The sequence below is a fragment of the Pseudarthrobacter sp. N5 genome (assembly GCF_050157035.1).
Taxonomy (GTDB): Bacteria; Actinomycetota; Actinomycetes; order Actinomycetales; family Micrococcaceae; genus Arthrobacter.
Genome location: NZ_CP189593.1, coordinates 2,947,102 through 2,960,503, shown reverse-complemented (window position 1 = coordinate 2,960,503; position 13,402 = coordinate 2,947,102). Strand labels below are relative to the sequence as shown.

Here is a 13,402-nt window from a genome sequence, read left to right as displayed (position 1 = left end):
GTTGCCACTCGTGGCAGATATGACGCCCGTTGCCACTCTGACTGACCGGTAGCGGAAGTCGATCACACGCACCCTGAATGTTTATCTGCCGACCAGCTATGAGGTACCGAGTTTGTCCCGTCCCGCCAGCCCCACCCCGTCCGGAAGACCCCCATCAAGGCGCGGTGCCTTGACGCCGACGCTGATTGTCGTTGCAGCCGTGGTAGTGGGCTTCATTTTCTTCGCCAACGTGTGGACGGACGTCCTCTGGTACCGCCAACTCGGCTTCTTCGAAGTGTTCCTGACGGAGAATCTGGCCAGGATCAGCATCTTCGCCGCAGGCTTTGCACTGATGTTTGCCGGCGTTTTTTTCGCCATCCGGATTGCGTATCACGCCAGGCCCGTCTACGCGCCGGACTCTGAGGTCCGGGACAACCTCAATCGCTATCAGGCCCAACTGGAGCCGGTGCGGCGCGCGGTGATGATCGGCCTTCCGGTGATGTTCGGCCTCTTCGCAGGAAGCGCGGCGGCAAGCCAATGGCAGAAGGTCCTGCTGTTTTTCAACCAGGAGCCGTTCGGTCAGAATGATCCCGAGTTTGGCCTTGACATCAGCTTCTACCTCATCTCACTGCCATTTCTTGGTTTTGTGACCGGTTTCCTCATCAGCGTGGTTGTTGTTGCCGCCATCGCCGGAATCCTTACGCATTACCTCTACGGCAGTATCCGGCTGATGGAGCGCGGGGTGTTCACCAGCCGGGCAGCCCAGATTCACCTCGCAGTGGCCGGCGCCGCCTTCCTGCTGCTGCTCGGCACCAACTTCTGGCTGGACCGCTTCGCCGCAGTGCAGAACAACGGCGGTCGCTGGGCCGGTGCCCTGTACACGGACGTCAATGCCGTTATCCCCACCAAAGCCATCCTTGCCGTGGCTGCTGCGTTGGTGGCCATCCTGTTCATCGTCGCCGCTGTGGTCGGAAAATGGCGGCTGCCGCTCATCGGCACCGCAATGCTGGTCATCACCGCCATCCTTGCCGGCGGTGTTTACCCCTGGGCCATCCAGCAGTTCCAGGTCACCCCCTCTGCACAGACTCTGGAGGCCAAATACATCGCGCGCAATATCGAGATGACCCGCGCGGCGTATGGGCTGGATAAGATCAAAGCGGACAAGTACAACGCCACCAACAACGCCACGACGGGTGCACTCGCTCCGGATGCCCAGACCACGGCCAACATCCGTCTGTTGGACCCCAATCTGATATCGGATGCCTTCTCGCAGCTCGAGCAGTACCGGCCGTACTATCAGTTCCCCAAAACCCTCAACGTTGACCGGTACCAGGTGGACGGCAAGACCCAGGACACGGTCATCGCCGTGCGGGAACTCAACCCGCAGAACCTGAACGCCAACCAGCAGGACTGGCTTAATCAGCACGTCGTCTATACGCATGGCTACGGCGTGGTGGCAGCGAAGGGTAACAAGTTCACCGTTGACGGGAAGCCGGAATTCCTGCAGGCAGGGATCCCCTCCACCGGTGTTCTGGGCAACGACTCCACCTACGAGCCCCGGATCTACTTCGGTGACCACTCACCGGACTACTCGATCGTAGGAGCACCGGATGGCGCACAGCACCGTGAGCAGGACCGTCCGGCCGCCAAGGAAGGCGACAGCCAGACACAGTACACGTTTAAGGGTGACGGTGGTCCGAGTGTAGGCAGTTTCTTCAACAAGGTTCTTTACGCGATCAAGTTCCAGTCTTCGGACCTTCTCCTGTCCGACGGCGTGAACGAGAAATCGCAGATACTCTACGATCGCAACCCGCGTGAGCGGGTCGAGAAGGTGGCGCCCTACCTCACCGTTGACGGCAACGCTTACCCGGCCATGGTTGACGGTAGGGTCAAGTGGATTGTAGACGGTTACACCACCAGCCAGTACTTCCCGTATTCGCAGCAGGAACAGCTCTCGGCGGCCACTGCGGACTCGCAGACCACTTCCGGGCGCACGGTTGCGCTGCCGAACAGCTCGGTCAACTACATCCGAAACTCGGTCAAGGCCACCGTGGATGCCTACGACGGTTCCGTCACTCTCTATGCCTGGGACGATCAGGATCCCATCCTGAAGGCCTGGCAGAACATCTTCCCCACTTCACTCAAGCCGTATTCCGAGATGTCCGGAGACGTGATGAGCCACGTACGGTACCCGGAGGACCTGTTCAAGGTCCAGCGCGAGCTTTTGGGCCGCTACCACGTCACCGACATCGCGAGCTTCTACAAGACAGACGACGCCTGGAGCGTCACGCCTGACCCAACGGTAGATGCCGCCAACGTTAAGCAACCGCCATTTTATATGTCTTTGCAGATGCCGGACCAAGACAAGCCTGCGTTCCAGCTGACCTCGTCCTTCATTCCGCAGATCGTGAACGGCAACGCCCGCAACGTGCTCTACGGCTTCCTGGCGGCAGATTCTGATGCCGGCAATGTGAAGGGTATTAAGAACGAGAGCTATGGCCAGCTGCGGCTACTCCAGATTCCGCCTGTAACGCAGGTACCTGGTCCGGGGCAGGCGCAGAACAAGTTCAACTCGGATCCCACAGTCTCCCAAGCGCTGAACCTGCTCCGGCAAGGCGCATCCGATGTGCTCAACGGCAACATGCTCACGCTGCCGGTGGGCGGCGGTATCCTCTATGTCCAGCCGGTCTATCTGAAGTCCACGGGCGAGACGTCCTATCCCACCCTGCAGCGCGTATTGGTGGCCTTCGGGGACAAGATCGGGTTCGCGGCCACCCTGGATGAAGCATTGAAGCAGCTGTTCGGCGGCGATTCCGGCGCCTCCGCCGGTGATTCCGCGAACAATGGCAAGACGCCCCCGGTCACTGGCGGCACTACGCCGCCCGCGGGGGGAACAGATGCCAAAGCCGGTCTGAAGGCAGCATTGGATGAGGCGAACGCTGCTATCAAGGCAGGCCAGGCGGCTCTCGCCACGGGTGACTTCGCAGCCTACGGCGAGCAGCAGAAGAAGCTTTCTGCCGCCTTGCAGAAGGCGCTCGAGGCCGAGGCCAAGGTGGCCGTCACACCCGCGCCGGGTGCGACCCCGGCGCCGGGCGCGACAACAACGCCTGCTCCTTCCGATAAGCCATCGTCGACTCCATCGCCGTCACCCAGCAGCTGACAATGCCAGCAGCTGACAACCTTGACGGTTGACAACGCCAGCAGCTGACAACGCTGGCGTGCGCCGCCGCTGACCGAGCGGTCGTACCGGCAGGATCGGACGCACCACCTGAGGCCGGCTCCCAGGCTCCGCACGGAGCAGGGGAGCCGGCCTCTTGCATGCAGGGCGTGGCCCGTATTCGAGGAGGCTGCCCAGCTCAGCGTTTTGGATGTATTGCCGGGAGACGCACATCACGTAGTTTCGATTTGGCCGGAAGTTCACCTGCAGGTAGAGTTGATCTTGCGACGCGGGGTGGAGCAGTTCGGTAGCTCGCTGGGCTCATAACCCAGAGGTCACAGGTTCAAATCCTGTCCCCGCAACTGAAGGAAAGTCCGGAACACTGGGAACGGTGTTCCGGACTTTTTGATTTAACCGGCGTTCTGGCACTGGGGTCACGGGGTACGATGCACGCCGCCCTCGAAGCTGGCCGGCGTGGTCAAGGCGTCGCCCAATCTAGGGTAATGTTGATCTTGCGACGCGGGGTGGAGCAGTTCGGTAGCTCGCTGGGCTCATAACCCAGAGGTCACAGGTTCAAATCCTGTCCCCGCAACCACAAGAGAGGCCCTGATCGGCAGCAACGCCGGTCAGGGCCTCTTATTTTGTCTGATTACTGGCAGTTCCTAGTATTCTCTTCGCAGAGTCTCAGATGATTGAGCTCAGGCAAGTCATTCTCGAGAGGAATGTATTTCGATGTCCACACCGACGAAGAAGCCCGGCACGGCGAAGAGCAAATGGGCAAGGCTCTACTGGGCGGTACCCGTAGCCCTCGTGGCTCTCCTGCTGGCGGTGTTGCTGGCAAAGTGGATCACCGGCCTTCCCAGCGTCAGCTCATTCATGACGGACTACCCCGGCCATAGTGACCTTCCGGAGGGCGCTCCGGTCGGATTCCCGGCCTGGCTTGGTTGGCAGCACTTCCTGAATGGTTTCTTCCTTTTGCTCATCATCCGAACCGGATGGCAGGTGCGGACCATATCCCGGCCCAGTGGTCACTGGACCCGGAACAACAAGAGCTTGATCCGGACCCGGAACCAGCCCACCAAAATTACTCTGGAGCTCTGGTTCCACCTCACTCTCGATGCGCTCTGGATCCTCAACGGCCTGGTCTTTGCCATACTGCTGTTCGCGACCGGGCAGTGGATGCGTGTCATGCCCGCCAGCTGGGATATTTTTCCCAACGCGCTATCAGCCATCCTGCAATATGCGTCCCTGAATTGGCCTACGGAAAACGGCTGGGTGAACTACAACGCACTTCAGCTGCTGACTTATTTCGTGATGATCTTCATCGCGGCGCCGCTGGCGTTCATCACGGGTCTGAGGATGTCCTCGGCGTGGCCGAAGAAGACGGCTGCTCTGAACCGCCTGTTCCCCATAGAGCTTGCGCGGGCAGTCCACTTTCCGGTAATGATCTTCTTCGTGGCTTTCATCGTTGTCCATGTTTTCCTGGTGTTGGCAACAGGCGCGCTTCGAAACCTGAACCATATGTATGGCGGGAGTGACGATGTCAGCTGGGTGGGTTTCTCGATCTTCGCCGTCTCGATCCTGGCAATGATCGCCGCCTGGTTCCTGGCCAGGCCGCTCTTCCTTCGCCCCATTGCCTCGCTCATGGGGAAAGTCAGCCGCTAGGGCGGCTCAGCCTCCTGAAGCCACTGACAGGCCTCCAGAGCTGTCGCACATTGCCGGGCAAGGCCAACTGCCAATTCCGGACAACCGGGAGCCCTGGCCGGGAACCTGCGGGGTTCATAGGCCATTCGGCCGTCCGGGCGCGAGGGCGCAGGCGCGAACCGTGAGATGGCTGTGGGATGGCCGGAGGATATACGAATGGGGGCCGGGGCTCCTGACGGAACCCCGGCCCCCATTGGGCAGCCGGCGATTCACCGCCGGCCAATCTATTTAGAGCTTGTCGAAATCGGCTTCGTCGACTGTGGATCCGCTGGCTTGAGCGGCACCTGCAGCACCGATTGCCGGCTTGGCGCTCCCGGACTTCAGGGCGGCGAGACGGGCCTCAATCTCCGTCTGCTCGCCCAGATCCTCCAGCGAATTGAACTGCGCATCGAGGCTGGAGGAGGCAAGCTCCTGTTGGCCACGGACCTTGGCCTCTTCGCGGCGGATCTTCTCTTCGAAGCGGCCAACCTCGCTCGTGGGATCCATGAAATCGATGCTCTTGATGGCATCGTGGACCTGCGACTGGGCACTGGCGGTCTTGGCGCGGGCTACGAGCTCATTGCGCTTGCTGGTCAGCTCGTTGAGCTTCCCCTTCATCTGGTCCAGGCCGGTCTTGAGCCTGTCAACGACCTCGGACTGCGAAGCAATGTTGGGTTCAGAGGACTTGGCCTCGTTCTCAGAGGACATCTGGCGCTGCAGGGCAACTTTGGCCAGGTTGTCGAACTTCTGTGCATCGGCTCCATTGCCTCCGCTGCGGTATTCGTCAGCCTTCCGGGAAGCTGCAAGCGCCTTGTTGCCCCAGTCCTGGGCGTTCTTGACGTCTTCTTTGTAGTCATCCTGGAGCATACGCAGGTTGCCGATGGTCTGGGCCACGGCGGATTCAGCCTCAGCAATGTTGTTCGTGTAATCCCGAACCATCTGGTCCAGCATCTTCTGCGGATCCTCAGCCTGATCCAGCAAAGTGTTGATGTTTGCCTTTGCAAGCTGCGCGATGCGGCCGAAAATGGACTGCTTAACCATGGTGTTACCTCTCGTCCTGCTCAGTGGTTGCCACTGAATTCAGTGAACAGTTGTTATATCGCTTGTATCCGCCCGCCGAAAAACTCCGCCGGGCGATTAGTCTGATGGGCCTGGGAGCTAGAAGCTGCTGTCGCCACCCGAGTCGCCGCCCCAGCCTCCGCCGGAGTCGCCGCCTCCACCAAAGAATCCGCCGTCGCCGCCGCCGTCGCTGTGACCTCCGCCCCAGCCTCCGCCGCTGCCTCCGTTGAGGATGGAGTTGATCAGGATGCCGCCTAGGATGGCTCCGCCCAGACCGCCACCACCACCGCGGCCGCCACCGCCGAACATTCCGCCACCGCCGCCGTATCCCTGATTGGCGTAGCCACCGAAGCTATCAACGTCCGACTGGGCGAGTTGGGCTGCCTGAGCGGCAAGCGCGTGTGCCTGCTGGGCGTAGGTCAATGCAGTGACCGGATCATTGCGGGAGATGGAAAGGGCGTAGTCCAAGTTTCGCTGTGACTCAGCGAGACGTGTGCGGGCCTCCGTGCCCACCCCGCCGCGGCGTGCCGTGATGTAGTCGGAAGTGGCGCTGATCTGCGCCTGCGCGGACATAATGGTCTGCTGCAGCGACGCCAGGGCCCTGCGCGCCTGTTCTTGCTGGTCCCTGATGCCTGTCAGCGACTGGTCCAGGGACTGGTGGGCGGTTTCAACCCGCTGCAAGGTGGCGATCGGATCGATCTTGCCTCCCTGGATCTCGGCCTTCACCCGTGCCAGGGCCGCTTCGACTCCGGCCACGGGGCCCGCCAGCTCGGGATGGGCTCCGGACTGGATCAAGGCTTTTGCCTGGGCGAGGTCCTGGGAAGTTTCGACGACGGCGGCTTCCAAGCCGTTGCGAGCTTCGTCCAGGCTGCCGGAGACCTTGGCGATGGCACCTATGAGCACGTTGGTCTGGTGAAGGCTCTCTTCGGATGCCCGGACGGCTACTGCGGCAAGGCTGCTTTCACCGGCGGCGAGCTTTTCCTGTGCCGTCGCGGTGGCATTCTGAACGAATGCCAGACGCTCCTTGGCCTGGGTGATGTTATCCGAGACCTGGACCAGGGCCGTATCCGCGTATTTTGCCCGCAGAGTGATCAGGGACCGTTCAGCGTTAGCGATCTTGGCGTCGGCTTCCTTGGCGCCCGCGCTAACGGCTGCCAGAGCCTGAGGTGCGTTCTTCTCAAGTTCCCGGAGGGAATCGAAGTCCGCCTTCTGCTCCTGCAGGGAGGCAAGGGCAGCCTCGGACCGGCGGATGATTTCGCCGAGCCAGCTGCGCTGTTGTTCCTCGGTATCGGGGATGTGGTCATCAAGCTGCTGCTGCAGCTTGAATGACTCGGACATGTGCCCCTTGGCTTCCTGGAGTGCCTTGGTGAAGTTTCCGATTGCGGAGTCACCGTACTGGGCCTGGGCAAACCCGAGTTCCTGCTCGCTGGACTTGATGGCGTCGTCAGCTTCGATCAGAAGGGAACCGCTCTTCTTACGGAGGTCAGCTACGCTCAGACCAGCCAATGGATCGAGTTCCGCGCCCTGAGGGCCGTAACTCGCGCTGGAGGCCTGCGCCGCTTTCCTACGCCGGTTGCGGAAGTATAGATACGTGCCAGCGCCGCCTGCGGCCACGATACCCGTGCCGACCAGAACAGCTGCACCCGCGCCGCCATTCTGGCTGTCGCCGATGGCCTTGGCAGTGTCAATAGCTGCCCGGTCAAAGTCCTTTTTCCCCTGGACTAGATTGGCGCTCACTGCTTTTTGGCTGATATCGTCTCGCTGCGCATCTGTGATCTTGCTACCAGGGCTACGGATAATTGTTGCTTTGCCTTCATCTGTGGCGATGGCCAGCAGCACGTCGGAAGCCCCGAACGACTTGCTCTTGGCGACCGCGTTACCCCAGCCTGTAGCGTCTGTAGGGTTCGTGAAGGATTTGACCGTCACGACGTACAAGTTGAACTTGTGATCCTGAAAGAGTTCCTTGATGGCGCCGTCAACGGCGCTCTTGTCTTTCAAGGCGCCTGCATTGTCGGTGACGTTTTGCCCGGAGGGTATAGTCACCGGATTGTCCGCCCAGGCTGAAGTGGCGGGAGCCGCCATCAATCCGGCCAGGCCGATCACGGCGAGAATACGTTTGAACTTTGACCGCATGTGCAACCCTTCAGCACGCCTGACACCGATTCGGGACGAATCAGTCGTCTCAGAAAGCAGCAGCGCCCCCACGCGTGGTGTAAAGCCGCAGGTCGCTGTGGCAATTCCTCTTGATTCTATGGTGCACCTTTTGCCGAGTCCACATCCGGGAATATGCCACCAGCGAAACGCGCTGCGTCAACTGAAACCCGCACGCCAAAGTCATTCAGGAAGCTCCCAGCTAACATCCGCTTTAGTTTCAGTCAAAGCGTTCATAGTTAATGCAGACGATGATGAAAGGAAGTCCAATGACTGAGAACCCAGCACCGGGCGCAGCACCTGAAAACCGAGACCCGGCGCGGCCGGATGCGGAGCACCCGGCCGGGCGAGACGCCCACCAGGACGCGGCGACGCAGGGCGACCAGGCATCTGGCCGGAATGCTCTGACTGGCCAGGACAACGCCCCGGACCAGGGCGAAGCGGAGAATCCCACTGTCAGGCTCGAACGGCCTGAAAACGGCTCACAGCAGCAGGAGGAGCAGGCAGGGGCTCCCCGCCCTGTGTATCCTCCCCGGGAACCGTTCTACGGCCAACCCAACGGCCCGGCAACCCAGCAGTTCGCTTCGGCGCCGCAGCAGCACCAGAACCAGGACCAGCCGAATCATGCACCGTATCAGCAGGTGCCTTACGGGCAGCACGCGGCCCCGGCAGTGGGACCCGCCAATGCACCCAAGCGCAAAGCTGCATTCGGTGTAGGCACCCTGGTGGCCAGTATTCTTGCTGCGGGACTCGTTGGCGGCGGTGTAGCCACAGTTGCCGGCGGAAACCTCTTCGGAGGAGGATCGGCGCCAGCGGCCAGCACCGGCAACCAGCCCGGAACCGTCATCGTCAACAACAAAGACGACGTCAACGTCATTACTGCCGCCGCGCTGAAGGCGTCGCCCAGCGTGGTCACCATCAAGGCAACCAGCGGGAGCGAAGGGGGCACCGGCTCCGGGATCGTCCTGGACAATGACGGACACATTCTGACCAACACGCACGTCGTGACCCTGGACGGTAAATCAGCCAGCGCCAGTATCCAGGTGCGTACCAGTGATGGCAAGGTGCTGGCGGCGAAGATCGTGGGCACGGATCCGCTGTCCGATCTGGCCGTTATCAAGGTGGATAACGCTTCCGGGCTGACGGCAGCGTCGCTCGGTGACTCCTCAAAACTGAACGTCGGCGACACCGCAGTCGCTATCGGGGCCCCTCTCGGACTGACAGGGACGGTCACTGACGGCATCGTATCCACGCTGAACCGCACCATCAGTGTGGCCTCGTCGGCCGTGCCGAAGAACGGGGCGGACAGCTCCCAGAGCAACGGCGACGGCGGGTTCCAGTTCGCGCCTCCGGGGGGTGGGCAGAACCAGAGTACGGCTAACCAGGGCTCCATCTCGATTAACGTCATCCAGACCGATGCCGCGATCAACCCCGGAAACTCGGGCGGCGCTCTCGTGAACAGCAAGGGTGAGGTGATCGGCGTCAACGTCGCCATTGCCTCCGCAGGCGGCGATTCCTCCAGCAGTGGCAGCAGCGGCAACATCGGCGTCGGCTTCAGTATCCCCATCAACAATGCCAAGCGGGTGGCTCAGGAGATTATCAACACCGGTAAGGCAACGCACGGCCAGCTGGGCGTCAGCGTCAAGGAAAAAGCTGCCTCAGCTGCCGCATCCGGCTTCTCCGTCGGTGCTGACGTGGCAACAGTGGAATCCGGTTCAGCCGCGGCGAAGGCCGGCATCAAGGTAGGCGATGTGATTACGAAGTTCAATGATCTGGCAATCAGTGACCCCAACCAGCTGACGGCTTCAGTGCGGGAACAATCGGCCGGGGCAACGGTAAAGATCAGCATCCTGCGCAACGGACAGCCGCAGGAGCTTGACGTGACGCTGGGCGCCGCGGCCGAGCAGTGATCCAGGCGCCGGGCAGTAACCTACGCGCCGAGCAGCAATACAGAAGTACCGACGACGGCGGGCCGCACCTCTTGAACGAAAAGGTGCGCGTCCGCCGTCGGCGATTCCCCATTGCGGTGCCAATGACCGCTGACACGGGCGTTAACGGGAAGGCATCGGGGGTCCGCTATATGGTTAGCTAGGAGCTACCCGCACCCCGGGCGTTCCGCGGCCATGACCTTACCCGGCTGGCTATCCACAAGCATGGAAGGCTGCTGTAAATACAGTGGAAGAGACATTGAAGATCATCGTCCTGGTAAAGCATGTGCCGGACGCGCAGTTCGACCGTCACCTCACTGGCGAGGGCAACACAACGGACCGCGACGAAAGCATCCTGTCCGAGCTGGACGAATACGCCCTGGAAGCTGCGCTCCAGCTAGCTGAGGCGCGCGGCGGAAGCAAAGCCGGAAACAAGGTCATCGCCCTGAGCATGGGGCCAGCGGCCGCGGTAAATGCCGTCAAGAAGTCGCTTCAGATCGGAGCAACTGAGGGCGTCCACCTCTCAGACGATGCGTTGGCCGGCTCTGACGCTGCTGCAACATCCCTGGCTCTGGCAGCGGCTATCCGGCACCTCGGCGCGGACGGTCCCGTGGATCTGATCCTCACCGGGATGGCCTCGACCGACGGCGAAACCTCCCTGGTTCCGGCGCAGCTCGCCGAACGGCTCGGCCTCCCGCAGGTGACCTTCGCATCCACGCTCGAAGTGGACGGCGGACGGCTCACCGCACGCCGTGACGGAGACACTCATTCGGACACGGTGGAAGCAGCCCTGCCTGCTCTGGTATCCGTGACGGACCAGATCAATGAGCCCCGGTATCCCAACTTCAAGGGCATCATTGCCGCCAAGAGGAAGAGCATTACCACCCTGACTCTCTCAGACATCGGTGTGGACGCTTCCCAAGTGGGCCATTCGGGTTCGTGGACCGTTGTGGAGACCGCTGACGCCCGCCCGCCACGCACCGCTGGCACCATCATCACCGACCAAGGAGACGCCGGTATCAGACTGGTTGAGTTCCTGGCTGCCCAGAAGCTGCTCTAAGAGGGATGACAGACATGGCAAAAGTACTTGTATTCATCGACAACCAGGGCCAGGTTCTGAAGAAGAGCAGCCTGGAGTTGCTGACCATCGCGCGCTCCCTGGGGGAGACGGCCGTCGCGTTCAACGGTGAACTGCACAGCGAGATCGCCGCCGCTTTGGCCGCCAACGGGGCCGTAGCCGTCTACCGGCCCTCTGCCGACGACCTGGACGACTATCTGGTGGGGCCGAAGGCGGCTTTCCTTGAGGCAGCCGCAGCCGCATCCGGAGCCACCACCGTGCTGCTGGAAAACACGGCTGACGGCAAGGAAACAGCCGGACGGCTTGGTATCCGGCTCAACGCCGGCGTTATCACCGATGTTGTGGCAGTGGATGCTGACGGCACCGCTCACAAGTCGGTGCTTGCGGGTTCCTACACCACTACCGCGAAAGCCAGCACCGCCATCACGGTGCTCACAGTCAAGCCCAACAGCGTTACGCCGGAAGCGGTGGGCGCCATTGTTGAGCCAGAGATCATCACCGTAGAGGTGCCTGCCGGTTCCACCGCCACCGCAGCGCGCATCACGGCGCGCACTGAGAAGGCTGCCAGCGGGCGCCCGGACCTCACCGAGGCCCGGATTGTTGTGGCGGGCGGACGCGGTGTCGACGGCGATTTTGGTCCGGTCGAACAGTTGGCGGACGCGCTGGGTGCAGCCGTGGGTGCTTCCCGTGCCGCCACTGACGCGGGCTGGATCAGCCACGATGCGCAGGTGGGACAGACCGGCAAGACCGTCTCTCCGCAGCTGTACATCTCCGCCGGTATTTCCGGCGCCATCCAGCAGAAGGCCGGTATGCAGACGGCGAAGGTCATCGTGGCGATTAATAAAGACGCAGAATCGCCCATTTTCGAAATTGCGGACTTCGGCATCATCGGTGATCTCTTTGACGTCCTGCCGCAGGCAACTGAGGAAATAAAGAAGCGCAAGGGCTGAGTCCTTGACCTCCAACGCTGGTTCAGCACAGAGCCCGTTCGACCCCCGGCAGCACAGGGTCGAGCGGGTGCTCTGTTTCACCGCCCATCCTGACGACATCGATTTCGGGGCCGCCGGTACGATTGCGGCCTGGACCGCTGCAGGCGTCCAGGTCAGCTACTGCCTGATGACCGACGGCGATGCCGGCGGCTTCGATCCGGCTGACCGGGAAGAAATCATCGCCCTGCGCACGGCCGAGCAGCAGCGTGCCGCTGAACTGGTCGGTGTTTCGGACGTCCGTCACCTTCACCAGCGCGACGGCTACCTTGAACCATCACACGAGGTGATCCGGGGAGTGGTGCGGCTGATCCGCGAGATCCGGCCCGACGTCGTGGTTGCCATGCATCCCGAGCGCAACTGGACGCGCATCCAGAAAAGCCACCCGGACCACCTTGCCGTGGGCGAGGCCGTTACGCGCGCCGTCTACCCCGCGGTGGAAAATCCTTTCGCATATCCGGAGCTGGCCGAAGCCGGGCTCGCCGCGTATAAGCTGCCTTGGTTGTGGCTGTTCGCGGGGCCCGAAGAACGTGAGAACCACTTTGTTGACGTCACGGACACGGTGCCGGCAAAACTGGCTGCCATCAGGGTCCACGCAAGCCAGCACCCTGACATTGAGGCCACGGACGGCACAGTCCGGGGCCTGATGCTGCGGACAGGACAGCTGGCGGGACTGCCACCTGGCCACAGCGCCGAAGCGTTTCATGTCGTGAAGGTCAACGGGCCCGGTACCATCGCAGGATTCTGATGTTGCCACAACGTAACGCGTGTCATATGCTGGCCTCTGTTTAAATCATATTTATTCAGGAAGGCAGACTTTGATGACGAATTCTGCGCGGCATCCCGTGCTGGTGATCATGGGAGTTTCAGGCTCCGGCAAATCAACCGTGGCAGGAGTCCTGGCTGGAAAACTCGGTTGGGACCTGGCCGAAGGTGACGATCTCCACCCGAAGTCCAATGTGGCCAAGATGCAGACCGGAGAACCATTGAGCGATGAGGACCGGTGGCCCTGGCTCGAAACCATTGCCGACTGGATCCGGTCCCATTCCGAAAGCGGCAGGCCCGGCGTGGTGACCTGTTCCGCGCTGAAGAAACGCTACCGGGATGTCCTCCGTGCTGAGGGCGTGACGTTCGTTTTTCTGCAGGGTAGCAAAGACAGAATCTCAAACCGGCTGGCATCCCGGCACGGTCATTTTATGCCGCCGGCACTCCTGGAGTCCCAGTTTGAAGCGCTGGAGGCGCCCACAGAGGATGAGAATTTCATTTCCCTGTGTGTCTCGGCCACTCCGGCCGAAGAAGCGCAGGAAATCATTCACCGGCTTCACCTCGCTGCCGCCGCAACGGGGCACTGCTAGGAACGCAATTTTTGAACTGCACCCGT

General features: G+C 61.6%; 9 protein-coding genes and 2 tRNA genes. 9 read left to right on the top strand and 2 right to left on the bottom strand.

What is annotated here, in order from left to right:
- The first annotated feature begins 112 nt into the window (after positions 1–112).
- The 4 genes from ACQCST_RS14220 (at position 113) to ACQCST_RS14205 (ending at position 4,801) form a co-directional block, all read left to right on the top strand.
- Positions 113–3,139: a UPF0182 family protein gene (locus tag ACQCST_RS14220; RefSeq protein ID WP_426996392.1), complete on the top strand. Its 3,027-nt coding sequence runs from the start codon at positions 113–115 to the stop codon at positions 3,137–3,139.
- Between the two features lie 285 nt (positions 3,140–3,424).
- Positions 3,425–3,498 (top strand) — tRNA-Met (locus ACQCST_RS14215).
- A 156-nt stretch (positions 3,499–3,654) separates the two neighbouring features.
- A tRNA-Met gene (locus ACQCST_RS14210) sits at positions 3,655–3,731 on the top strand.
- A gap of 137 nt (positions 3,732–3,868) precedes the next feature.
- Positions 3,869–4,801, top strand: coding sequence for a cytochrome b/b6 domain-containing protein (locus ACQCST_RS14205; protein WP_426996391.1), 933 nt, complete (start codon positions 3,869–3,871; stop codon positions 4,799–4,801).
- Positions 4,802–5,068: 267 nt separating this feature from the next.
- Here ACQCST_RS14205 and ACQCST_RS14200 read toward each other — a convergent pair whose 3' ends face one another.
- Entirely contained in the window at positions 5,069–5,860 is a 792-nt protein-coding gene (locus ACQCST_RS14200) for a PspA/IM30 family protein (protein ID WP_426996390.1), read from the bottom strand.
- Positions 5,861–5,977: 117 nt separating this feature from the next.
- The gene (locus ACQCST_RS14195) at positions 5,978–8,011 is read right to left on the bottom strand and encodes a TPM domain-containing protein (RefSeq protein WP_426996389.1); all 2,034 of its coding nucleotides are present in this window, start codon (positions 8,009–8,011) and stop codon (positions 5,978–5,980) included.
- A 287-nt stretch (positions 8,012–8,298) separates the two neighbouring features.
- Here ACQCST_RS14195 and ACQCST_RS14190 point away from each other — a divergent pair, with 287 nt between their 5' ends.
- The 5 genes from ACQCST_RS14190 (at position 8,299) to ACQCST_RS14170 (ending at position 13,376) form a co-directional block, all read left to right on the top strand.
- Positions 8,299–9,939: a trypsin-like peptidase domain-containing protein gene (locus ACQCST_RS14190; RefSeq protein WP_426996388.1), complete on the top strand. Its 1,641-nt coding sequence runs from the start codon at positions 8,299–8,301 to the stop codon at positions 9,937–9,939.
- Between the two features lie 277 nt (positions 9,940–10,216).
- A complete protein-coding gene (locus ACQCST_RS14185) occupies positions 10,217–11,017 on the top strand; it encodes an electron transfer flavoprotein subunit beta/FixA family protein (protein ID WP_426999189.1) in 801 nt (266 codons plus the stop codon).
- 14 nt (positions 11,018–11,031) lie between these two features.
- On the top strand, positions 11,032–11,985 hold the full coding sequence (locus ACQCST_RS14180; RefSeq protein WP_426996387.1) for an electron transfer flavoprotein subunit alpha/FixB family protein: 954 nt from the start codon (positions 11,032–11,034) through the stop codon (positions 11,983–11,985).
- A gap of 4 nt (positions 11,986–11,989) precedes the next feature.
- Positions 11,990–12,769 (top strand): PIG-L deacetylase family protein, encoded by a 780-nt coding sequence (locus ACQCST_RS14175; RefSeq protein ID WP_426996386.1) that lies wholly within the window; start codon positions 11,990–11,992, stop codon positions 12,767–12,769.
- Positions 12,770–12,842: 73 nt separating this feature from the next.
- Positions 12,843–13,376, top strand: a complete 534-nt coding sequence (locus ACQCST_RS14170) for a gluconokinase (RefSeq protein ID WP_426996385.1) — start codon at positions 12,843–12,845, stop codon at positions 13,374–13,376.
- Positions 13,377–13,402: the final 26 nt, after the last annotated feature.